This is a genomic window from Basfia succiniciproducens, from assembly GCF_011455875.1.
GTDB lineage: Bacteria > Pseudomonadota > Gammaproteobacteria > Enterobacterales > Pasteurellaceae > Basfia > Basfia succiniciproducens.
The window spans coordinates 1,190,275-1,213,393 of record NZ_CP015031.1 but is presented as its reverse complement, the minus strand read 5'-3'; the positions used below and the strand labels follow the sequence as shown (position 1 = coordinate 1,213,393).

The following is a 23,119-nucleotide window of genomic DNA, read 5'->3' as shown; positions in this document are numbered from 1 at the left end:
AGGAATTTTCCAAAATGATTTCTCTTGAAAGCCAGGTGCTGGAACGTCATTTGCCGCTTTTTGCCGATAAAAGCGTTTTATTGGCTGGTGGGGTGAATGACGATTTTCCGCAAAAAATTCAATCTCAATGCCGGTCGGTGAAAATATGGTCATGGTATTTTGATTATGTGAATCAGATTCAGGGAAAAAGTGCGGTGGATTTTTCCGTAATTTTTACAGGAAGGGCCGATTTAATCGTTTATTATTGGACGAAAAATAAGCAGGAAGTGCAGTTCCAGTTAATGCAGTTGCTGGCAAACGCCCCCGTCGGACAGGAAGTGCTGATCATCGGCGAGAACCGAAGCGGTGTGCGGTCGGCGGAAAAAATGCTGGCTCATTTTGGTGATATCGGCAAAATTGACAGCGCTCGCCGATGCGGGTTATATCATTTTACTTTGCAAAAGCAGCCGAACTTTGAGCTTGAAAATTTTTGGAAAACTTACCGCAGTCCGCAATTAGGCGAGTTAATCGTTTATAGTTTGCCGGGCGTATTCAGCGCAAATGAGTTGGATGTCGGCACTCAGCTACTGCTTTCCACAGTAAAGGATAATATTCGCGGGAATGTGCTGGATTTAGGCTGTGGCGCCGGGGTTATCGGCTCTATGATTAAATTGAAAAATCCGCAAACTAAGGTAACTATGACCGATATTCATGCAATGGCGCTTGCTTCGGCGGAGCGAACAATGCTTGAAAACAAGTTGAGCGGGCAGGTTCTGGCAAGCGACGTCTTTTCTCATGTGGAAGGTAAATTTGATTTAATTATTTCCAATCCGCCGTTTCATGACGGTATTGATACCGCTTATCGTGCGGTCCGGGAGTTGATTAGTAATGCAAAATGGCATTTAGTGCCCGGTGGCGAATTGCGTATTGTTGCCAATGCTTTCCTGCCTTATCCCGATTTATTGGATGAGTATTTCGGCGGGCATAAGGTATTGGCGCAAACCAATAAATTCAAAGTTTATTCTGTGATTGGCTAAGGCTTTTGGATATAAAAAAGTGCGGTGATTTTTTCAAAAGTTTTGAAATTTTCACCGCACTTTTTATTTTAGAATTAGGTTATTCTTTTTTGAGTAAGAATACGCCGTGGGAGGACAAGTGTACATAAGCCTGTTTTTGTTCCGGATTGAATACTTCCGGGTTGGCGTTAATGAGCAAATCTTGACCCGCCCAGTCCGCTACAATTTCCCAATGGTTGCCCATGTAAACGGCGGTTTTAATTGAACATTGTTGAGACGGCTCGCCGGTTTCTTTTAAGGTTACCGCTTCCGGACGAATCCCCACCAGGCAATCGCCGTTCGGCAGGTTGAATTGCTGCGCATTCGGTAGTGTAAATTGATAGCCGTTTAAGGTTACCTGGTTTCCTTGCAATTGACCGTTGAAAATACTGCTTTCACCCATGAAATTCGCAAGGAACAGCGAATTCGGTTGTTGATACAATTCTTTCGCCGGCGCTTTTTGCACGATTTTCCCTTTATTCATTACAATAACTTCATCGGATACGGCAAAGGCTTCGGTTTGGTCGTGGGTAACGTAAAGTGAAGTAATACTTAGACTTTGTTGTAATTCGCGAATTTTCTCACGCATTGAACGGCGCAGGTTAGCATCCAGGTTACTTAAAGGTTCGTCGAATAATAAGACTTTTGGTTTGAGCACTAAAGCGCGTGCCAAGGCAACACGTTGTTGTTGACCGCCTGAAATCTGATCGACAAAGCGGTCCTCAAAACCGGCTAAGTCCACTAGTTCGAGAGCTTCTCTAATGCGTTGTTTACGTTCTTCTTTAGCAATATTTTGCATGCGTAAACCGTAACCTACGTTATCGCCGATAGACATATGCGGAAATAAGGCGTAGGACTGGAACACGATACAGATGTCGCGATTTTGGATGGACGATTTGGTGACGTCTTCGCCGTCAATAAAAATCTGACCGGACGTCGGATTTTCAAGACCGGCGACCAAACGCAAAATGGTGGTTTTACCACAACCGGAAGGCCCTAACAGCGTGACCATGGTTCCGCGTTTGATAACAAGATCTAAATCATCAATAACCACGGATTTGCCAAAGGTTTTGTTGATGTTTTTTAATACTAAAAAATTGTCGTTTTGATTTGTCATAATATTGTACTGCCTATATAGGGTGGGATAAGCCCCACCATTTTTATTTTTGTGGTGAGATAACATCCCACCCTACGAAATTTATGTTTTTTGACCGCACTTTTAATTCATTTTTTTCGCTTTGGAGCGGGAAATACGGGTGTCGCCCACAATCCAGTCGAAGAACAGGATGATAGCCATCATCACGATGATGAGGACTGAACCGTAAGCGATAGCGACACCGTATTCACCGTCTTCTACGCGATTCAGAATATAGGCGGTTGCAACGCGGGTATCCGCCGTTACCAAGAAGATAATTGCGCTTACGGTTGTCATGGCACGCACGAAACTGGTTACTAATGCGGATAACAACGCCGGTTTCAACAATGGGAAAACGATATACCAAATGGTTTTAAAGGAACTGCCTTTCAGTGAGAGAGAGGCCTCGTCAAGAGATTTATCCAGTTGCCCTAAACCTGCGATAGCGGCGCGCATACCGATTGGCAAATCGCGCATTACCATAGAAATAATGATAATGACGCCGGTACCGGTAATGTACATCGGGGCGTTGTTAAAGGCTAGAATGTAGGATACCCCGGCAACCGTACCCGGCACGGCAAAACAGAGCATGGTCAAAAATTCTAATGTTTTTTTTCCTTGGAAATCTTTGCGTACCACGATGTACGCAATCAGCAAGCCGAAAAGTGCGGTTAACGGTGCGGCAATACCGGCGTAAAGCATGGTGTTCAGCAATGATGGCCATGCACCGTCGCTAAAGCCTTGTCCGAACATAAGCTGATAGTTGCGAGTAGTTAAGGTGTAATCCACCCCCCAGTTCACGGTGAAACTACCGTAGAAAATACTACCGTACAGCGCCAGGTTGAAAATTACCCAGAATGCGAGCATACCGATAATAGTCCATTTTAAACCGCCCGGCAGATCCTGTACGTCGCCGCGGTAAGATTTGCCCGAAACCGTCACATAAGAACGGTTACCTATCCACATATACTGTACGATGAAAATCAGCAATGAGAAGATCAGCAACATTGAACCTAATGTACTTGCCGATGCGTAATCAAGCTGTGAACCTGCAATATAGAAATAGATTTGGGTCGCGATTACGTCGAAGCTGCCGCCTAAAACCAATGGGTTACTGAAGTCTGCAAGCGATTGTACAAATACGATTAAAAACGAATTTGCCAGAGCAGGGCGGAGCAGCGGGAAAATGATGTTATAGAAAGTTTGATAACGGTTTGCACGCAAGGTGTAAGACGCTTCTTCAATAGACGGATGAATGGATTTCAATGCGCCGTCTAAAATCATAAATGAAATCGGTGCAAAAGCGAGAATTTGCGCAATAGCGATACCGTTAAAACCGTAGAGCCAGTTTTGGTTGGTAAAACCGAAATTATCGGATAAAAATTCCGTTACATAACCTGAGCGACCAAGCATTAAAGTTACCCCTAAACCGACAACAAACGGCGGTGTAACGATAGGTAAAATCGAGAAAATTTTACCGATAAATGCGGTACGTTTTGCAATTCGGGTGGTGTAAAGCGCAAATGCCAAGCCGAAAATGGTGGAAACAACTCCAACAAAGCCGGATAACGCAAGCGAGTTGGTGATAACGCGGATAATGTAGCTTTGACTTAAAATGCGTAACACTTGCTGCGGTGTGAAGGTGTCGCCGTCGTAGAACATGGAGATTAAAATCGCTACGGTCGGGTACACAATAAAGAAGAAAATCAACAGGATAATGGCTAACAGTGAGGCGATAATAAATTTATCGCCCTGCATTATTTTCAGTTTTGCCAGAGCAAAGGTGGCAAGCGCGGTCAGCGACGCTAACAGAATGATCACCGAATAACCCATGGACACTTTATAAACGGTGGCGCTGACAAAAGCGAATAATGTGGTGAAAGCCACTAAGCCTAATTCGGCTTTAGCTTGCGCGGTAGCGGATAAACCGAGTCGCGGCGTAAGCAAAAAACCGAGTAACGGCAGAAACCATAAAATGGTCAGGTTAAGGGAAGACCAGCCCATAGCATCGTAAAATTCGTCGGCGGTACTTTCCAACAAACCGTAGTCAAGTGCCTGAGAAGGCAGAATTAAAAAGGCAAGTGCGGATAACAATATCCAGAAATTTGCCGTCTGTATAAAAGGAATTTTTGCGGAATTCATACAACCTCTCGCAATTTTTAGGGTAATAATGGGGCGCATTGCTACGCCCGAGATAGTGTAAAGTGCGGTCGAAATCAGGCTTATTTTGCCAATTTCACGTCATCCACCCATTTGGTAATCAAACGTTTACGCAAGTCACTTGAGCCGTATTTATCAAAATCATAGTTGATTAAATTGATGGATTTAAAATCCAGTGCATAAGGCGATTGTTTTGCCTGGCTATTGGTTAAAATCTGGTGAGTTTCACCTTTTTGCCAGGAAAGTTCCTGCGCTTCTTTAGATAATGCCCAATCCACGAATTTCTTCGCATTTTCAAGGTTACGCGCACCTTTAATAATGCTTACGCCGCCAATTTCATAACCTGTACCTTCGCAAGGTACGATAAGTTCAACAGGCGCGCCTTTCTCTTTTTCCAGAGAATGTTCATGTAAGAAACCGATACCTATTGACGCTTCGCCGCGCGCGGTGTTACGTGTTGCAGTGTTACCTGACTTGGTGTATTGCGACACGTTTTTGTGTAATTCTTTCAAGTACACATAAGCTTGCTCTTCTCCCCAAAGTTGTATGAAAGTAGCCAACGCGGTGTAGGCGGTGCCGGAACTTTGCGGATCTGCCGCTTGGATTTCATTTTTTAAACGCGGATCGGTTAAGTCTTTCCAGCATTTCGGCACCGGGATTTTGAGTTTTGCCAAACGTTCGGTATTCACGCCAAAGCCTAATACCCCTAAATAAATAGCTGATGAATAATTGCCTTTCACTTTGGCGGGGTCTTTCAGCTCATTGGGAATATATTGTAAATTCGGTGATTTATAGGGTACGAGCAGGCCCATTTCGCCGGCTTGGCTATGGGGATCAAGCGTACCGCCATACCACACATCGCCTTGCGGATTGGCTTTTTCAGCATCAATTTTAGCTAAAATAGAACCTGTACCGCCACGGATAAAACTGGTTTTTATGCCTGTTTTTTTCTCGAAAGCCAAGGTTTCCTGCTCACACATCGTATTTTGGGCGGAACAATAAACCACTAAACGCCCGGTATCGGCGGCTACATTTTGACTGAACATCAAACTTCCTAATAACACCGTAGAAAGCGATAACGCAATTTTTGAGATTTTCATAGGGTTTCCTTTTAAAATAAAGGGAAATTAAACCGCACTTTAGATAAAAGTGCGGTCAGAAAATAAAATATTTTGTAATTATTTATTTGGCGAGTTTCACTTCTTGGACCCATTTTTCGATTAAGCGTTTGCGTTCGTCGCTTGCGCCGTATTTTTCGAAGTCGTAATTAATTAAATTTAATTTTGTCGGATCAAAGGCGGTTGGTGATTGTTCCGCTTTGATATTGGTTAAGGTTTGGTGAGAGTTACCTTTTCTCCAGGCAACTTCCTGACCTTCTTTAGATAATACGTAGTCAACGAATAGTTTCGCATTATCCATGTTACGGGCACCTTTAATAATACTTAAACCGCCTAATTCATAGCCTGTACCTTCGCAAGGCACGATCATCTCAATCGGTGCACCGGCGGCTTTTTGAACTGCGTAATCATGTAAGAAACCGATACCGACGGTCGCTTCGCCGCGAGCGGTACTGTTAGACGGCGTAATACCGGATTTGGTGTATTGTGAAATATTCGGATGTAATTTTTTGAAGAATTCAAAGGTTTGATCTTCGCCCCAAAGTTGAACGAAAGTGGCGATTGCCGTATAAGCCGTACCTGAACTTTGCGGGTCGGCAATTTGAATTTCGCCTTTAAGACGCGGATCCGCTAAGTCTTTCCAGCATTTCGGCACTTCATTAATGCCTAATTTTTTCAAACGTTCGGTATTCACGCCAAAACCTAAGATCCCCATGTAAATTGCAGAGGCATAGTTGCCTTTAATTTTTGCCGGATCCTGGAAGCGAGGCATAACGTCATCAATATTTTTTGAACGGTAAGGGGTTAACAATCCCATTTCGGCGGCTTGTGCCTGCGGGTCAAAAGTACCTCCGTACCAAACGTCCGCTTGCGGGTTGTTTTTTTCCGCTTCTATTTTTGCAAAGGTACTGCCGGAACCGTTACGGATAAATGCGGTTTTCACATCATATTGTTTTTCGAATGATTTGGTTACCGCTTCGCACATTTCATTTGTAGCGCTGCAATACACCACAAGGCGACCTTTGGCATTTGCTTGTGCGCTAAACATTAAACCGGCACCTAAAAGTGCGGTGGAAATAGCAAGAGAAATTTTTTTAATTTTCATTGTTAGGCCTCTTTATAATTAGATAGGAGAAATACAACATGAGGCTATCATGTTATTTAACAAGAGGAATTTTACTCCATTCGGGAGCATCATACCGTGAGATGGTTCACAAATTCCGATATTCGTAGCGTTTATCTGAGGAAAAGCTTTAAATAACTGTAAATAAAACGAAATTTTCTTTATAATTTGCACTAATTTTTATCGTGTTTTAGGAATTTTCCATGTCAGATTCAGCAAATTCATCTTGCATTATTATTGCCATTGCCGGTGCTTCCGCATCGGGTAAAAGTTTAATTGCCTCTACGGTGCATCGCGAGTTGCGAGATCAGGTGGGTAGCGACGATATCAGTATTATTTCCGAAGATTGTTATTATAAAGATCAAAGTCACTTAGATTTTGCTACCCGTACCCAAACCAATTACGACCATCCGAATTCAATGGATAGAGATTTGCTGCTTGAACATTTGCGCGCATTAAAAGCCGGTAAATCCGTGGATATTCCCCAATACAGCTATGTAGAACACACCCGCATGAAAGAAGTGACGCATTTTACTCCTAAAAAAGTCATTATTTTAGAAGGGATTTTGCTGTTAACCGATGAACGTGTACGTAATGAATTAAGCCTGTCCTTATTCGTTGACGCGCCGTTGGATATTTGTTTTATTCGTCGCTTAAAACGGGATATGGAAGAACGCGGTCGTTCTTTGGAATCCGTCATTGAACAATACCGCAAAACCGTGCGACCGATGTTTTTGCAATTTATTGAACCCTCTAAACAATATGCGGATATTATTATTCCGCGCGGCGGTAAAAACCGTATTGCAATCAATATGTTAAAAGCACAAATTCTACATTTGTTAGGCCGCAAGTAAAAGGATATTGATATGAGATTATGCGACACGGACATTGAACGTTATCTGGATGAAGGTATTATTGAAATTACGCCTCGCCCGGGTAATGAAAAAATAAACGGTGCGACTATTGATTTGCGTTTAGGTAATTCATTTCGGGTTTTTCGCGATTATTCGGCACCTTATATTGATGTAAGCGGCCCGAGAGAAGAAGTGAGTGCGCAATTGGATCGGGTAATGAGCGATGAAATCATTATTCGGGATGACGAACCCTTCTTTTTGCATCCGGGCGTATTAGCGTTGGCGACTACTTTGGAAAGTGTGAGATTACCGGATAATATTATCGGCTGGTTAGACGGTCGTTCTTCTTTAGCGCGTTTGGGGTTGATGGTTCATGTAACGGCACATCGTATTGACCCGGGTTGGGAGGGTAGAATCGTATTGGAATTTTACAATTCCGGGAAATTACCTTTAGCGTTGCGTCCGAATATGATTATCGGCGCATTGAGTTTTGAGATTTTAAGCAATCATGCCGCCCGCCCTTATAATCGTCGGCGGGACGCAAAATATAAAAATCAGCAAAGTGCGGTCGCAAGCCGTATAAATCAAGACGAGTAGGTTTGTTATGTCGAAGAAATTGAGTGTCGCCGTATTAGTAGGGATTTTTGCCTTATTGGCTTTTCTTTACGGGCAGAAAAATAAGGCTGAAACTCAATTACTTACTTTACTGCAAAAGCAAGGAATCAAGGTGAATAGCCTTGATTTCAGTTTTTTACCGCATCCGACATTAACCGCCAATAAAGTGCGTTATCTTGTTCCCGAATCGTCCCGCCTCGTTGCTTTTGAGCAGGTGGCGGCGGAATTTTCCGGCGCCTCATTGCTGTTGGGTGATTTTAAAATCAGTAATATGCGTTTTAACGACGGTGAAATTCGCTCAGAACCTCAATCTCCGCCGGTGTTGTATTCGCTCAATTTTTCCTTAAAACCCGCCGCACTCTATCTCAATCGTCTTGAGTATTTGTTGCATTTTTTAAAAACCAAAGAAGTATTAGACGGCGGAAATAATCAATGGTTATATGAGCTGAATTTAACGGCGAAAAACCGTAGTAATGATAATTTGCATTTTGCCACGACCTTTAAGTTATTAACGCAGGGAATCGCATTGAAAGACACCAATGCAAGTGTGGATTTAAATGAATTGGCTTATTCCGATAATAAACAATTTACCTTAACCGCCGATAAAATTTATCTGACAACACAACAAAGTGCGGTAGAAAATTACGAATTTTCCGCAGAAAATCTCAAACTAAATAATGAAGATTTAGGTCGGGTTCAGGGCGAGTGGCTGGCGTCCGGTGTTAACCCGCAGGGTTATTTAGTGAATTTAACCTCATCAATTTGTAATTATTGTAATTCAATGATTGATGTTCGGTCTGTTAATCCTCAAAACAGCATAATACGCTTTAAAACCGAATTTTTCCCGTTGGAAACCCTGTTAGGTATTTTAAAATTGCCGGTTTTGCTTTCAGGCAAAAGTGATGTTACCGCCGAATTGTATTTGAGTGAAGAGCAGCCGACCGTCGGGGATTTCAGCCTTAATGTATTAAACGGCAAATTGAAAGGCGTGAATTTATTATCGTTAATCGGACAATACCTTCCTATTAATTATGATGAAGGCAAGTTAAAGAATTTAGAAACGGGGTTTATTCAGTATAATGCTCAATTTCGTTGGCGAGGGCGGAATTTGCACATTGATAATATGTTACTGCAGACCGAAGATTTGATTCTAAAGGGCAGAGGATATGCGGATTTGCAAACTATGAAATGTGATGCCATGGTAAATATCGGTGTGAATGATGCGCAATATAAGCAGCTAACGTTACCAATTCGTTTTTTTGATGATTGCACTTCACCGCAATATAAAATAGAAATCAATAAAGACTTTCGTCATCAATTAAGAAATTTTATTAAGGACAAATTTAATTAAATGCTAAATAGAAAACTGGTTAATCGTGTTGAATATTTCCGTGTGATTGTTATGGCGTTTGCCGCATTCGTATTTAATACCACGGAATTTGTGCCGGTGGCATTACTTAGTGATATAGCCGATAGTTTCCAAATGCCGGTCTCAAACACAGGGCTGATGATTACTATCTATGCCTGGATTGTTTCCTTATGTTCTTTACCGTGCATGCTGATGACGGCAAAGCTGGAACGTCGCCGTTTATTAATCAGTCTGTTTATTTTATTTATTGCGAGTCATATTCTTTCCGCATTTGCTTGGAATTATGAAGTGCTGTTGATCGCTCGTGCCGGCGTAGCGTTAACGCATTCTATTTTTTGGTCGATTACAGCCGCCTTAACTATTCGTATTGCACCGAAAAATAAGAAAACCCAAGCTTTAGGTCTATTAGCGTTAGGATCCTCCCTGGCAATGGTATTGGGGCTGCCTTTAGGGCGGATTATCGGTCAGGCATTCGGCTGGCGTACAACATTCACTTTAATTGGTGTTTTTGCCGCGCTGATTTTAATTTTAATTGTTCGCTTATTGCCAAAAATTCCGAGTCAAAACGCCGGTTCATTAAAAAGTTTACCGGTACTTGCTCGCCGGCCAATGCTGATTACACTGTATATTTTCACTATTTTAGTGATTTCTGCGCATTTTACCGCTTATAGTTATATTGAACCTTTTATGATTCAAATCAGCCGGGTTTCGGCTAATACGGCAACTGCCGTGTTGTTGATTTTCGGTGTGTCCGGCGTGTTTGCCAGTGTTTTGTTCAGCCGGCTTTATCGTATTGCGCCAATTAAGTTTTTACTGAGTTCCGTAGCTATTTTAACTTTGGCATTGATTTGTTTATACGGGGTTAGTGGCATATCCGGTGCGATATTCGCATTGGTTTTCATTTGGGGCGTTGCAATTTCGGCACTCAGTCTGGCCATGCAGATGAAGGTACTGCAACTGGCTCCGGACGCTACTGATGTGGCAACAGCCATTTATTCGGGCATTTATAATATCGGTATCGGCGGCGGCGCCTTAATTGGTAATCAGGTTATGCAACATTTAGGTTTGGCAAATATCGGTTATGTGGGGGCGGTTCTCGGTGCGGTAAGTATTATTTGGTTTATTCTGATGTTTTTAAAATTCAGTCGGGTTCCTCTCAATATTGTTAATCAGTAAATAAAAATAGGCTAACAGTTCATCATTTATAATTATGACAGTAGTGCCCTCCCCCGCGAAGTCGGGAGATGGGCCTGAAAGGCGGAGTGGGAAAATACCCCCCTCAGTCGCTACGCGACAGCTCCCCCCATAAAGGTGGGAGCGAAAATAATGTTACATTTATGCGGAAACCCTAGGCTACGGCGTGACTTCAGAGGGTTGTGACATGATAGCGCCAAGCGGCAAAGTTACGAAACGTTACTTCCCTCCCCCGCGAAGTCGGGGGAGGTGCCTGAAAGGCGGAGGGGGAAAATACCCCCTCAGTCGCTACGCAACAGCTCCCCCCGTAAAGGTGGGAGCGAAAATAATGTTACATTTATGCGGAAACCCTAGGCTACGGCGTGACTTCAGAGGGTTGTGACATGATAGCGCCAAGCGGCGAAGGTGCGAAACGTTACTTTCCCTCCCCCGCGAAGTCGGGGGAGGTGCCTGAAAGGCGGAGTGGGAAAATACCCCCCTCTGTAGTGGTAGACTAATTCCGCAGTCCTCAATAAGTGATAAAATAACATCACAAATGAGGAAATATTATGAGAAGAACATTTAGCGCAGAATATAAAGCTGAAGCAGTAAAATTAGTGACTGAACGAGGATATTCAGTTTCTCAAGCTTGCCGAGAGTTAGGTGTGGGTGAAACAGCACTTCGTCGCTGGATAAGTCAAGTTCAAGCGGAGCAACAAGGTTACGTTTTAGCTGGTTCAAAGCCAATTAGCCCAGAACAACAACGAATTCGAGAACTTGAAAATCGTATTAAAGAACTTGAAGAAGATAAGGCCATTTTAAAAAAGGCTACAGCGATTTTAATGTCACTCGAAAACAAAAATACCAAGTCATTACGACGTTAAAATCGCGAGGAATCAACCGGTTATGTGAGCTATTTAGCGTGTCTGAAAGTGCTTACTACGCCCATTTGCGCACAGCCAAAAAGCCAGCGAAACACACAGCTTTAGCCGTTGAAATCAAGGCAATTTTTGATGCAAGCCGAAGTTCAGCAGGCAAACGAACGATTCAATCGCATTTGAAAGAGAAAGGTATTTTTGTGGGGTTGTATTTAATTCGTAAGTTAATGAATAAGCAAGGATTATTTAGTAAGCAACCGCAAAAATGGCGCAATCCTAGTAAAGGAAACAGTCAAGTTTTTGAGAATATACTAAGTCGAGAATTTACGCCTGATAGCCAAACGACCGTGCTATGTGGTGACACGACCTATATAAAAATCAATGGGATATGGTGCTATTTAGCAGTGGTAATTAATTTATTAAATCGTCAAGTCGTCGGTTGGAAGCTAAGTCGCTATCATGATAGTGAGCTGGTTAAAGATGCACTGAATCATGCGATGCTGAATATTGAACGCACGGAGCGAATGTTGTTCCATTCAGACCAAGGTAGTATTTATGGCAGTGAAATCTTTACTGATTCAGTTAAGAAACATGGGCTTACACAAAGTATGAGCCGTCGTGGTAACTGTTGGGACAATGCGCCGGTGGAGCGTTGGTTTCGAAGTTTTAAATATGAATGGATGCTGAAAGGTGGTTATAGTGATTTTGAAAGTGCTGTAAATGATGTGAGAGAATATGTGATGTATTATAATCACATTCGCCCACATAGCTATAATCAAGGTCTATCTCCGATTTTAGCAAAAACAACTTATCGGAGACTGTTAAATTAGTTGACCACTACACTCAGTCGCTACGCAACAGCTCCTTCCGTAAAGGTGGGCGCGAAAATAATGTTATATTTATGCGGAAATCGTAGGCTACGGCGTGACTTCAGAGGGTTGCACATGGTAGCGACAAGGCGATTATCGGCAAACAATGTTTTCCAATACGCTTAGTTTTTCAATCACATTGCTTTTTGCCACTTTTTCGCCGTGAGAGCTAACTTCCCGCTGAATTTGTTCCTGCAATTTTTTATTATCAATATTAAAGCTCGGCGAATAGGTGAATTTTCGGATTTCTCCGTTTTTTCGGCTGGCTTGGGCACCGACGAGTGTTGCCAAGTAGTTTTCCCCGCCGGAATCCAGGTAATAGGTGGTAGCGATTTTCACATCTACGCCGGATTTCGCTTTATAATCCCGGCAAATAGCGGATTTAGCGGAGAATTGGCTATGGGCGATACGTGCTTTACCGAATTCGTAAAAATCAAAGGATTTTTCTTTCGCAAGCTGCGCCATATCATCCGCTTTGTGCGGGCTAAAGGATTTTCCCCGGCTTGGAATAACAAAAATTACATTCATCGGGTTTGCTTGCGCATCGTAAATAGTATAAATATCGCCTATTTTTTGATGGGTATCCAAATTGCCGAATTTGGCTTTTTGTAATGCTTCTCCGCTAATTGAGGTTTTCGGATCAGCGTTGTTCTCTGTTGATAACGTTTTTAAAAAAGCAACTTGCTGCGTTTTGCCGTCTAGATCTTGATAAGCAATGTATTTTAAGTCGTTTCCACTTTTTGAACTTGAGCCACAAGCGGTTAAGAATACGCCGCTAATCGCGGTTAAAAGCCATTTTTTCATCATACGCCCTGTTTTTATACCGTTGCAATGGCGGAAAACTCATCGAAAAAGGTCGGGAATGTTTTTGCCGTACATTTTGGATCGCAAATAGTAACCGCGGTGTTTGAAAGCGCGACTAAAGCAAAACACATCGCCATACGGTGATCATTATAAGTCTCGATTTCCGCATGCTTGAACTGATCCGACGCCGGAGGTTGAATTCGAATAAAATCTTCACCTTCTTCAACTTCGGCGCCTACTTTACGCAATTCCGTTGCCATGGCGCTCAAACGATCCGTTTCTTTTACCCGCCAGTTGTAAATATTGCGGATTATCGTTTCGCCTTGGGCGAAAAGGGCGGTAGTGGCAATCGTCATGGCGGCGTCAGGAATATGGTTCATATCCATGTCAATACCGTTCAATTCACCTCGTTCGGCTTCGATATAATCTTCGCCCCAGGTGATTTTAGCCCCCATTTTTTCCAAGACTTCAGCAAATAAGCGGTCGCCCTGAATGCTGTTTTTGCCGACACCGGTAACTCTGACTTTGCCTTTAATCGCCCCGGCCGCCAGGAAATAAGACGCCGATGAGGCATCGCCTTCTACCAGGAAGTTATTCGGTGATTGATATTGTTGATTTCCTTTAACGACAAAACGCTGATAATTCTGATTATCTACATCTACTGCAAAAATTTTCATCATGTTCAGCGTAATATCAATATAGGGTTTTGATACAAGTTCGCCGATAATTTCAATTTCGGTATCCCGTTCCGCCATAGGCGCCGCCATTAAAAGTGCGGTCAAAAATTGCGAAGAAACGGAGCCGTCGATTTTTACTTTACCGCCTTTTAAGCCCGTATTACGGATAGCAAGCGGCGGATAGCCTTCCTGTTCAAGATACTGCACATCGGCGCCGGCTTGTAACAGGGCGTCAACTAAATGCTTTATGGGGCGCTCTTTCATGCGCGGCTCACCGGTCAGGATAATTTCCGCCGGTACCGAATCGGCATTAGCAAGGCAAAGCGCCGCAGTTAAGGGGCGCATTGCCGTACCCGCATTGCCTAAAAACAGTGCTAAACCGTTTTGCCATTCAAAAGCTTTACCTAAACCCTGAACTTCACAAACGGATTTGTCTTCGGAAAGGCTGTAATTTATACCTAATTGTTTTAAGGCGTTTAACATATGGCGGACGTCGTCGCTGTCCAACAGATTGGTGACCCGGGTTGTGCCTTTTGCCAATGCGGCTAAAAGCAGAGCACGGTTTGACAGGCTTTTTGAGCCCGGTAAATTGACAGTACCTTCTACGTGAGAAATAGGAGTAAGAGTGAGTTTTTCCATTAAATATTCTGTTTGCCTTGTTTATGGGTTTTAACAGGGGTAAATACCCCTTGTATTACTTCAGATTTAAAATTTTAATTAGCGCATCAAACAAACGCTGGTTTTCTTCAGGCAATCCGATACTGATGCGCAAGTGATTCGGCATGCCGTAGCCGGCGATTGGGCGCACGATCACGCCTTCATGCAATAAAGCGTCATAAACCGGTGCGGCGGGTTGTTGGAAATCAATGGTAATGAAATTGCCTTTGGACGGAATATATTGCAAACCGTATTTCTTGCAAAATTCTTCATAACGTTTTAGCTCTCGGCGGTTGTTTTCAGCCGCTTTTTCTACGAAATCATCATCGTTTAATACCGCTTCCGCCGCAGCCAGGGCAAGACTATTGACATTAAACGGCTGACGTACCCGGTTAAACAAGCCGGCAATCTCCGGGTTTGATACGGCAAAACCGATACGCAAACCTGCCAGCCCGTAAGCTTTGGATAAGCTCCGGGATACCACTAAATTCGGGTATTTTTTTAATAACGCCAGTGAATTTACCCGTTCTTCTTTTGCGGTAAATTCGGTATAGGCTTCATCTAACGCTACAACAATATGCGGCGGCACTTTGGCTAAAAACGAGTCGATTTCCGCTTCGGTTAAAAAGTTACCGGTAGGGTTATTCGGGTTGGCAATAAAAATTAATTTTGTTTTTTCATTAATAGCCGCTAAAAAGGCCTCTAAATCATGACCCCAATTTTTTGCCGGGATTTCGCGTGCTTTGGCGTTGATGGCTTTAGTAATCAAGGGATACACAATAAAGGCATATTGGGAAAAAATAATTTCGTCACCTTCTGCGGCGAAAGTGTGGGCAATCAGTTCGATTAGATCGTTGGAACCGTTACCCAAGGTGATTTGTTCCGGTTGCAGATTAAATTTTTCAGCAATGGCGGCTTTTAAGGAAAAACCGTTTGAATCCGGATAGCGGGTTAGGTTATCCAGTTGGTTTTGAATGGCTTTTTTAGCGCTTTCCGGAAAACCGAACGGGTTTTCGTTAGAGGCTAGTTTGATGATATTTGAAATGCCAAGTTCACGTTCCAATTCTTCAATAGGTTTGCCCGCTTGATAAGGAGAAAGAGCTTGCACGCCAGTGTTGGCTTGTTGTAAAAATGTCATATTTTCTACCGCACTTTTATGGTTATTCGGAATGGTTGTTTTGAAATTCGGGCGGACTACCAAGCCCGCCTTTAGGATATATGAAGATTAAGCGTTTTCCGCTTCGAATTTTTTCATAAATGCAATTAAGGCTTCAACACCTTCAACCGGCATCGCGTTATAAATTGAGGCGCGCATACCGCCGAATACTTTATGCCCTTTTAGCGCCTGCAAGCCCGCTTCGGTGGCTTGCGCAACAAATTTTGCATTTAATTGGTCATCGCCCGTTGTGAAGGTTACATTCATGACGGAACGGTTTTCTTTAGCAATGGTGTTGTGATAGAAAGCGGTTTGATCTAAATAGTCGTACAGCAATGCGGCTTTTTGAGCATTGCGTTTTTCAACGGTATCAATACCGCCGTTTGCCAGTAAATCTTTAAAGACTAACGAGCATAAATACCAAGCAAAAGTCGGCGGGGTGTTAATCATAGAATCCGCATTTGCCTGAACTTCATAATTCCAGATTGAGGGTGTGGCTTTGCGCGCATGACCGATTAAATCTTCGCGCACAATAACGATTACAATACCGGCCGGACCTAAATTTTTTTGTGCGCCCGCATAAATAATACCGAATTTACTGATATCCAGCTTGCGCGCCATAATATTTGACGACATATCCGCCACTAAAACGGCATTGCCGACATTTGGGATTTCATTAATTTCAACGCCGGTAATAGTTTCGTTCGGACAATAATGTACGTAGTCGTATTGTTCGGCGATATCACTGAAATCCAAACGATTGACTCGGGTTAAACCGTTAATTTGTTCGGTAATATTGAGTTCGTCCACTTCTGTAAAGTTACGGGCTTCTTTCGCCGCGGTGGCAGACCAATGACCGGTATTCAGATAGAGGGCTTTGCCTTTATTATTGGCTAAATTCATCGGAATGGCGGCAAATTGACCGCGCGCCCCGCCTTGCAAGAATAATATTTTATAGTTTTCGGGGATATTGTATAACTCACGGAAATCTTTGTCTGCCTGCGTAATTAATTCCATAAAATATTTGCCGCGATGGCTTATTTCCATCACCGACGTTCCCTGACCTTGCCAGTTTAATAATTCTTCCTGTGCTTTTTTCAGAACGGCAGGCGGCATCATTGCAGGTCCTGCACTGAAATTAAATACGTTTGACATGATTTTGCTTCCTAATTGATTTGGTTATGAGAATTGAAAAATAGTGCCCTTATTTTTATCACCTTGCACTATTCTAAGCAACGAATTTTAATGAATTCCCGAAAAAATTTGATCTGACTTACAAAAAGCCATATAACTCTTTGACGAGGGGAAGAAAACAGGCTACATTGTGACGAGATTTTAAGTCTTTAACCTAAATTATAGAGAGTAGGATTATGGAAAATGTAAACAAACAATCATTCCAAGACGTTTTAGAATATGTACGTTTATACCGTTTAAGAAATAAATTATTGCGTGATATCGGCGATAATGACCGTAAAATTCGCGATAACCAAAAACGTGTGCTTCTGTTAGACAACTTAAGTCAATATATTACCAATGATATGAGCGTTGAAGATATCCGCGCGATTATTGAAAACATGCGTGATGACTATGAAGGCCGTGTGGACGATTACATGATTCGCAATGCGGATCTTTCAAAAGAACGTCGCGAAATTAAAGAAAAAATGAAAGCGCAGAAAAAAGCCCATGCCGAGTTATTGAAAAAAGCGGACGATTAATAACAAAACCTTAAAAAATTAAAAGTGCGGTGAAAATTTTGTGATTTTTCACCGCACTTTTTGTTTAATCTTGTTTTAGTCCGGCTGATAGCCGATGTCTTCCAAGGTTGGGTTTTCCGCCCCTTGCTTTGCCAGTTGGTCGCATAGTTCGTTTTCTCGGTGCCCGGAATGGCCTTTTACCCAACGCCAGTCAATTGTATGCGCCTGGACGGCATTATCAAGCGCCATCCACAAATCCTGATTTTTAACCGGTTTGCCGTTACTGGCTTTCCAATTTTTCTTTTTCCAGTTAAAAATCCATTGAGTTATGCCGTTTTTCATATATTGGCTGTCGCTGTGCAATGTAACGGCGCAAGGCTCTTTTAATAGATTCAGCGCTTCTATCACGGCGCGCAGTTCCATTCGGTTATTGGTGGTTTTAAAATATCCCTGCGAGAGGGTTTTTTCATGCTGCTTATAGCGCAGTACGACACCAATGCCGCCGGCACCGGGATTGCCCAGGCAAGATCCGTCTGTAAAAATTTCAATTTGTTTACGCATAATTTGATACAATCTGTAAAATCATCGCAGAATAATAACCTAAAACCCCATAAATAGACAGTTTAAGAAAATGAAAGTTGAAATTGATTTAAATCGCCAAATATTGCTGGATACGGAAACCACAGGTATGAACCAATTCGGCGCCCATTATGAAGGGCATTGCATCATTGAGATTGGCGCTGTGGAAATGATTAATCGTCGATATACGGGCAGAAAACTGCATCTTTATATCAAACCGGATCGACTGGTGGACCCTGAGGCGATTAAAGTACATGGTATTACCGATGAAATGCTGGAGGACAAACCGGTTTTCACCGAAGTCGCGCAGGAATTCATTGATTTTATCAAAGGTGCCGAATTATTGATTCATAACGCGCCCTTCGACGTGGGATTTATGGATTATGAATTTCGCAAACACCATATTGACGTTAAAACGGCGGATATTTGCTCGGTTACCGATACGTTACAGCTTGCCCGTCAAATGTATCCCGGCAAACGTAACAGTTTAGACGCCCTTTGTGACCGTCTTGGTATTGATAATACCAAACGTGTTCTTCACGGCGCATTGCTGGATGCTGAGATTCTGGGTGATGTTTATTTAGTGATGACGGGCGGCCAGACAAGTTTATTTGACGACAATGAGCCCGAACTTGCCGATATTCATTCGGCTAAAGCACAGATTTTGGCGCAAAATGCGGATAAAGTAGCGCATCATTTATCCCTGTTGCAACCTACGGACGAGGAATTACAGGCACACCTTGAATACATCAAATTAATTAATAAAAAAAGCAAGGATAATTGCCTGTGGGAAAAACGCCTTGGTTCGGATTCTAATGAAGAAACGCAGCATTAGCGTTTGTAGTTGTATATTTGAAAATTAGCGGGGTTTAATTCGTTTACGATTTAAGCAAGTAAACATTTCTTTGTAAAAAGTAGTTGACGGATTCTCCTTTCACCATTATTATTTGCCTCACCTGTGCGGAGTGGTAGTTCAGCTGGTTAGAATACCTGCCTGTCACGCAGGGGGTCGCGGGTTCGAGTCCCGTCCATTCCGCCAATTATTCTAATACGGAGCGGTAGTTCAGCTGGTTAGAATACCTGCCTGTCACGCAGGGGGTCGCGGGTTCGAGTCCCGTCCGTTCCGCCATTATTCTCATCAAAGATTCTTTTTCTTAGCAAAACCATAAATTATTTTTATATTGAATAAAATTCACTATATTAGGGTCTGTTTATTACATTCAGAAAGCCGATAGAATTATTTTCAGTCCTACACTAAATCATACAAATTAACATAAAAGCCCTGTTGAGGGCTTTTTGTAATATGTAAAGTTGAGCTAAAATCTTGTCTAGTTTTCACCGCACTTTTAACTGATTAATAAGCAACTATTTTTTTAACAGATAATCGCTTTTATACAGTTTGTTTTTATAGGCGTAACTGCCCCAAAGTGCATATGCTAACGCTTCTTTTGCCATATTCTCAGGGAGGCTTGCTGCGGTTAGGTCGCCTGTTCTTTCATCGTAAATAAAGCCTGTCGCAGGTTTATTCGGCTGCAAAATCGCAACTCGGTTATCACGCATATAAGCAAGATTTTTATCAAATTGCATTAATGCCCTGTTTGGATTTTCAGCTTTGGTAAGATCAAAGCCTATCATCGGATAATCTCCGCTGATACCGATTAATGAAAGTAATGTAGGCGGTATGTCGATCTGGCTGATTAATCGGTGATCCCGTTTAGGTTCGATATCAGCCCCTAAAACGAGAGCCGGAATATGAAAATGCTTAATAGGTACCAGTTGTTGCCCGTTAACCCGGGAGTCGTGGTCTGCGATGATGATAAACACCGTGTCTTTCCAATAGTTTGCCTGTTTCGCTTTTTTGAAAAATTCGCCTAGTGCGTAATCGGCATATTTCGCCGCATTATTGCGTGTCGCCTGAGGCTGTTCATAAAGCTGGATTTTACCTTCCGGAAATTCAAAAGGATCATGATTGCTTGAGCTGAATACCAGACTAAAAAACGGTTTTCCCTGTTGATGCAGGCTTTCGAAGGTTTCGTTCGCTTTATTTAACAGATCTTCGTCACTAACTCCCCAAGTACCGGAAAATGTAGGATTAGAATAATCCGCTTGATCAATAATACGTGTAAACCCGTTGCCATAGAAAAAACTCGCCATATTATCAAAGTGTTTCTCTCCGCCGTAAATAAATGATGTGTCATAACCTTGCTGTTTGAGTAAGTCGGCAATAGTAAAGAAATTATCCTGGCTTCCCTGCAGTTTTACTACCGCACGTGCCGGTGTCGGGGTAAAACCTGTAATGATTGCTTCAATCCCCCGGACGGAACGAGTGCCGGTGGCATACAGATTATCAAATAACCATCCTTCTTTAGCCAGTTCGTCAATATTTGGCGAAAGCGGTTTGCCGCCTAAGGTACCGATAAACTGTGCACCCAGACTTTCCTGTAACAGAATAACCAGATTTTTAGGCTTGCCTTGATAGCTCGCCTGATTATGGGTTAGTGTAGGTAATTCTGCGGAAATATAAGCGGTCTCCGGGCGGGGATTGAGCCCTTTTAATGTGTTTACCACTTCTTCTAACGGCATTTTCCCGTAAATTTCAGAAGAGTTGCTTTCGTCTTTCATTTGCTGAACGGCAAAAAGAACGGAATAGCCGGAATTCAGAACGAGAGAATTCACTAAAGCATCATTGGAAAATGCCACCATAGAAGGATTCAGACTACGGTGTTCGAAAGAAGAACGTGCGCCGATAAATGCAAGGAGCCCCAGGATTAAAAATAACACAGGACGATATTTCCACTTAGAAAAATAAAGATCCCGGCTTAGTTTTTGTGCGAATTTCCAAAAAATGACGGCAAAAAGTGCGGTCAAAATTACGGTAGAAATTAATGCCGCCAAATGTCCGTGAACCAGCATGGTGAATACTTCTTTGGGGGTGTTCAGATATTCGACGAAAAGACGGTTAGGACGGTAATCGTAAGTTTTGATGAAAGCCGGCGTCGCCAGTTCCATAAAGACGAAGAATGTACTGAAAACCGTTAATCCGAGTTTGATAATCCACTGAATTATTTTGCCGAATTTATTGTTACCGCTAAATAACGTACCGAGCAAAATAAGCGGGAAGAACAACCAGCAAAGACTTGCTAAATCAACCCTCATTCCTTGAAGAAATAATTCCGCCCAGCCTTGAGTCGCATCAACCCGCTCTGATTGCCAAAGGGATAACCCCAATCGGCTTAATGATAAGACGACGAGGTTAACCGGTAAAAAAATAATAATAGGGTAACTTGCCCCTAAAAGGCGCTTCAGGTTTTTCATAATTTCCTTATAATTTTTGAATGAATGCAATTAATCCCTTTACATCCTAGTCAGTCAGAGAAACGCTATGCTATTCTCTAACAACATTCAATGCGCCGCTGCTTTGGCTGATCGGCATGATTTCAATGCGGTTGATGTTCACATGTGCGGGTTGCTGATAAATCCAAAGGATAGTATTGGCAATATCTTCAGGTTGGATAGACAACGTATTTTTATAAACGTTCGCCGCCTTTTCATCGTCACCTTTAAAACGCACGTTGGAAAATTCCGTACCGCCGCATAACCCGGGTTCAATGTTGCTCACGCGCACGGCGGTGCCCGCTAGATCGGCACGTAAATTTAAACTGAATTGTTTAACGAATGCTTTGGTTGCGCCGTATACGTTACCGCCCGGATACGGATAAGTGCCGGCAATAGAGCCGAGGTTGATGATATGCCCCTTATTGCGTTCTACCATTTGCGGCAGAATTTGGCGGGTGAGATAAGTCAGTCCGATAATATTGGTATTAATCATGGTGAGCCAGTCGTCAAAATTGACTTTATAAGCAGGTTCAAGCCCGAGAGCGAGCCCCGCATTATTGACTAAAAGCTCAATTTCCGCCCAGTCTGCGGGAAGGCTTGCAAGTGCGCTGTCAATTTCGGCAGTTTGCGATACATCCATTTGTAGAGGATAAAAATTCTCACCAAGTTGTTGTTTTAATTCGGTTAATTTTTCTAAACGGCGCGCCGCACCGATAACTTTATAACCCGCTTTGACCAAGGTTATACAAGCCGCTTTACCAAATCCCGCCGAAGCACCGGTTATTAAAATTGCCATAATTGTTCTCCTTATGTTATGGATAATTATTTATCACAGGCTCAATTTAGCCGAAATAATGATTTTTATAATTTTTTCAGATAATTTAAGCCCAACGAATTCATTTGGCGAATAATCCATGCCTGCTTTTTTCTGACCAACAGGCTCGGTCTGTTTGCTTTATAAATAATCGGGTTCGGTAGTACTGCGGCTAATAATGCGGCTTCCGATTGGGTTAAGCGCTTGGCCGGTTTTTTAAAATAATAGCGGCTTGCCGCTTCAACGCCGAAAATACCGTTACCGAATTCGGCAATATTTAAATAAACTTCAAGAATTCTTTTTTTTGACCACAGGGTTTCGAGCATGAAGGTTACCGGCACTTCGATGCCTTTGCGGATCCAGCTTTGCCCGTGCCAAAGAAACATATTTTTTGCCGTTTGTTGGGAAATGGTGGAAGCGCCCCGTATGCGGGAAGATTTTTCATTGTATTTTATCGCACTTTTAATGGCGTTCCAGTCAAATCCGCCGTGATTAGGAAAATTTTGATCTTCCGCTGCAATGACAGCCAGCTGCATATAGGGAGAGATGTCTTCAAGGCTTATCCAATCGTAATTGACTTTATAATCAAAATCCAATTGTATTATATGGGCAAGTTTTTGTTCCGCCATATAAGCGGAAAAGGGAATAGGCACGAACCGGAAAAGAAAGGTAAGGGCAACGGTCAGGCCGATAAAGTAAGATAAAAAACGACCGCACTTTTTCTTAAAAGTGCGGGTGTTTTTTTTGTTAACAAACGGAAACTTAAGTGTTTTCAGTCTCATTAGTATGCTTTTTCACCCATTCCATAAAATCAGGAGACATTAATTTTAGCATATTTGAGCCGCGTGTAATGGTGGCGGCACTGGTATTTAAATTTTGCTGAATTTCACGTTGCGGAATTTTTTTATCTAATAATTGTGCCACAATTTGTAAGCGTAGACCAATAGCGTCCCGCTCGTCCGGCGTCAAAAGAAGAGTGAGTAGATCCTGTTCTTTCCCGTCATTAAAGGCAATCCGTAAGGTTTCGATAAATTTTGTCCATTGTTCCATATTACGGCTAATGTACATAAAAAC

22 protein-coding genes and 2 tRNA genes are annotated in these 23,119 nt (G+C 42.6%); 11 read left to right on the top strand and 13 right to left on the bottom strand.

All coding sequences use genetic code 11. From position 1 onward, the window contains the following. Positions 1 to 14: 14 nt before the first annotated feature. Positions 15 to 1,016, top strand: coding sequence for a 16S rRNA (guanine(1207)-N(2))-methyltransferase RsmC (gene rsmC, locus A4G13_RS05410; protein ID WP_090655241.1), 1,002 nt, complete (start codon positions 15 to 17; stop codon positions 1,014 to 1,016). 79 nt (positions 1,017 to 1,095) lie between these two features. Here the strand turns inward: rsmC and fbpC are convergent, their stop codons facing one another. From fbpC to A4G13_RS05390, 4 genes are all read right to left on the bottom strand, one after another. Continuing rightward, on the bottom strand, positions 1,096 to 2,151 hold the full coding sequence (fbpC, locus tag A4G13_RS05405) for a ferric ABC transporter ATP-binding protein (RefSeq protein WP_011200758.1): 1,056 nt from the start codon (positions 2,149 to 2,151) through the stop codon (positions 1,096 to 1,098). A 102-nt stretch (positions 2,152 to 2,253) separates the two neighbouring features. Further along, complete coding sequence (locus A4G13_RS05400; RefSeq protein WP_090655263.1) at positions 2,254 to 4,311, bottom strand: ABC transporter permease; 2,058 nt, start codon at positions 4,309 to 4,311, stop codon at positions 2,254 to 2,256. An 80-nt stretch (positions 4,312 to 4,391) separates the two neighbouring features. Then, the gene (locus A4G13_RS05395; protein ID WP_090655245.1) at positions 4,392 to 5,429 is read right to left on the bottom strand and encodes an ABC transporter substrate-binding protein; all 1,038 of its coding nucleotides are present in this window, start codon (positions 5,427 to 5,429) and stop codon (positions 4,392 to 4,394) included. A gap of 82 nt (positions 5,430 to 5,511) precedes the next feature. Then, positions 5,512 to 6,552 (bottom strand): ABC transporter substrate-binding protein, encoded by a 1,041-nt coding sequence (locus A4G13_RS05390; protein WP_011200754.1) that lies wholly within the window; start codon positions 6,550 to 6,552, stop codon positions 5,512 to 5,514. A gap of 221 nt (positions 6,553 to 6,773) precedes the next feature. Between A4G13_RS05390 and udk the strand changes: the two genes are divergently transcribed. From udk to A4G13_RS05360, 6 genes are all read left to right on the top strand, one after another. Next, positions 6,774 to 7,424, top strand: a complete 651-nt coding sequence (udk, locus tag A4G13_RS05385) for a uridine kinase (protein WP_011200753.1) — start codon at positions 6,774 to 6,776, stop codon at positions 7,422 to 7,424. Between the two features lie 12 nt (positions 7,425 to 7,436). Continuing rightward, positions 7,437 to 8,021, top strand: coding sequence for a dCTP deaminase (dcd, locus tag A4G13_RS05380; RefSeq protein ID WP_011200752.1), 585 nt, complete (start codon positions 7,437 to 7,439; stop codon positions 8,019 to 8,021). A gap of 7 nt (positions 8,022 to 8,028) precedes the next feature. Next, on the top strand, positions 8,029 to 9,390 hold the full coding sequence (locus A4G13_RS05375; RefSeq protein WP_090655247.1) for a hypothetical protein: 1,362 nt from the start codon (positions 8,029 to 8,031) through the stop codon (positions 9,388 to 9,390). Further along, on the top strand, positions 9,391 to 10,584 hold the full coding sequence (locus A4G13_RS05370) for a sugar transporter (RefSeq protein ID WP_090655251.1): 1,194 nt from the start codon (positions 9,391 to 9,393) through the stop codon (positions 10,582 to 10,584). It abuts the gene before it with no gap. A gap of 566 nt (positions 10,585 to 11,150) precedes the next feature. Then, entirely contained in the window at positions 11,151 to 11,465 is a 315-nt protein-coding gene (locus A4G13_RS05365) for a transposase (RefSeq protein ID WP_165898014.1), read from the top strand. Continuing rightward, a complete protein-coding gene (locus A4G13_RS05360; RefSeq protein WP_165898047.1) occupies positions 11,453 to 12,289 on the top strand; it encodes an IS3 family transposase in 837 nt (278 codons plus the stop codon). The genes A4G13_RS05365 and A4G13_RS05360 overlap by 13 nt, the downstream gene beginning before the upstream one ends. A 132-nt stretch (positions 12,290 to 12,421) precedes the next feature. Here the strand turns inward: A4G13_RS05360 and A4G13_RS05355 are convergent, their stop codons facing one another. From A4G13_RS05355 to serC, 4 genes are all read right to left on the bottom strand, one after another. After that, complete coding sequence (locus A4G13_RS05355) at positions 12,422 to 13,135, bottom strand: DUF8095 domain-containing protein (RefSeq protein WP_011200748.1); 714 nt, start codon at positions 13,133 to 13,135, stop codon at positions 12,422 to 12,424. An 11-nt stretch (positions 13,136 to 13,146) separates the two neighbouring features. Then, positions 13,147 to 14,448, bottom strand: coding sequence for a 3-phosphoshikimate 1-carboxyvinyltransferase (gene aroA, locus A4G13_RS05350; RefSeq protein WP_090656628.1), 1,302 nt, complete (start codon positions 14,446 to 14,448; stop codon positions 13,147 to 13,149). A 55-nt stretch (positions 14,449 to 14,503) separates the two neighbouring features. Continuing rightward, on the bottom strand, positions 14,504 to 15,604 hold the full coding sequence (gene hisC, locus A4G13_RS05345; RefSeq protein WP_090656634.1) for a histidinol-phosphate transaminase: 1,101 nt from the start codon (positions 15,602 to 15,604) through the stop codon (positions 14,504 to 14,506). Positions 15,605 to 15,691: 87 nt separating this feature from the next. Then, positions 15,692 to 16,777, bottom strand: a complete 1,086-nt coding sequence (gene serC, locus A4G13_RS05340) for a 3-phosphoserine/phosphohydroxythreonine transaminase (RefSeq protein ID WP_090656625.1) — start codon at positions 16,775 to 16,777, stop codon at positions 15,692 to 15,694. A 215-nt stretch (positions 16,778 to 16,992) separates the two neighbouring features. Between serC and A4G13_RS05335 the strand changes: the two genes are divergently transcribed. Then, positions 16,993 to 17,337, top strand: coding sequence for a DUF496 family protein (locus A4G13_RS05335; protein ID WP_011200744.1), 345 nt, complete (start codon positions 16,993 to 16,995; stop codon positions 17,335 to 17,337). 75 nt (positions 17,338 to 17,412) lie between these two features. Here the strand turns inward: A4G13_RS05335 and rnhA are convergent, their stop codons facing one another. Next, the gene (rnhA, locus tag A4G13_RS05330; RefSeq protein WP_041640216.1) at positions 17,413 to 17,877 is read right to left on the bottom strand and encodes a ribonuclease HI; all 465 of its coding nucleotides are present in this window, start codon (positions 17,875 to 17,877) and stop codon (positions 17,413 to 17,415) included. 70 nt (positions 17,878 to 17,947) lie between these two features. Between rnhA and dnaQ the strand changes: the two genes are divergently transcribed. From dnaQ to A4G13_RS05315, 3 genes are all read left to right on the top strand, one after another. After that, positions 17,948 to 18,730: a DNA polymerase III subunit epsilon gene (gene dnaQ / locus A4G13_RS05325; RefSeq protein ID WP_090656622.1), complete on the top strand. Its 783-nt coding sequence runs from the start codon at positions 17,948 to 17,950 to the stop codon at positions 18,728 to 18,730. A gap of 127 nt (positions 18,731 to 18,857) precedes the next feature. Further along, positions 18,858 to 18,934: transfer RNA gene (locus A4G13_RS05320), tRNA-Asp, on the top strand. 13 nt (positions 18,935 to 18,947) lie between these two features. Further along, positions 18,948 to 19,024 (top strand) — tRNA-Asp (locus A4G13_RS05315). Between the two features lie 236 nt (positions 19,025 to 19,260). Here A4G13_RS05315 and A4G13_RS05310 read toward each other — a convergent pair. The 4 genes from A4G13_RS05310 to trpR form a co-directional block, all read right to left on the bottom strand. Beyond that, a complete protein-coding gene (locus A4G13_RS05310) occupies positions 19,261 to 21,210 on the bottom strand; it encodes an LTA synthase family protein (RefSeq protein WP_090656619.1) in 1,950 nt (649 codons plus the stop codon). Positions 21,211 to 21,280: 70 nt separating this feature from the next. Further along, positions 21,281 to 22,030: an SDR family oxidoreductase gene (locus tag A4G13_RS05305; protein WP_207945331.1), complete on the bottom strand. Its 750-nt coding sequence runs from the start codon at positions 22,028 to 22,030 to the stop codon at positions 21,281 to 21,283. A gap of 62 nt (positions 22,031 to 22,092) precedes the next feature. Then, the gene (mtgA, locus tag A4G13_RS05300) at positions 22,093 to 22,827 is read right to left on the bottom strand and encodes a monofunctional biosynthetic peptidoglycan transglycosylase (protein WP_011200739.1); all 735 of its coding nucleotides are present in this window, start codon (positions 22,825 to 22,827) and stop codon (positions 22,093 to 22,095) included. After that, positions 22,808 to 23,113 (bottom strand): trp operon repressor, encoded by a 306-nt coding sequence (gene trpR / locus A4G13_RS05295; RefSeq protein ID WP_011200738.1) that lies wholly within the window; start codon positions 23,111 to 23,113, stop codon positions 22,808 to 22,810. Before trpR ends, mtgA begins: the two co-directional genes overlap by 20 nt. Positions 23,114 to 23,119: the final 6 nt, after the last annotated feature.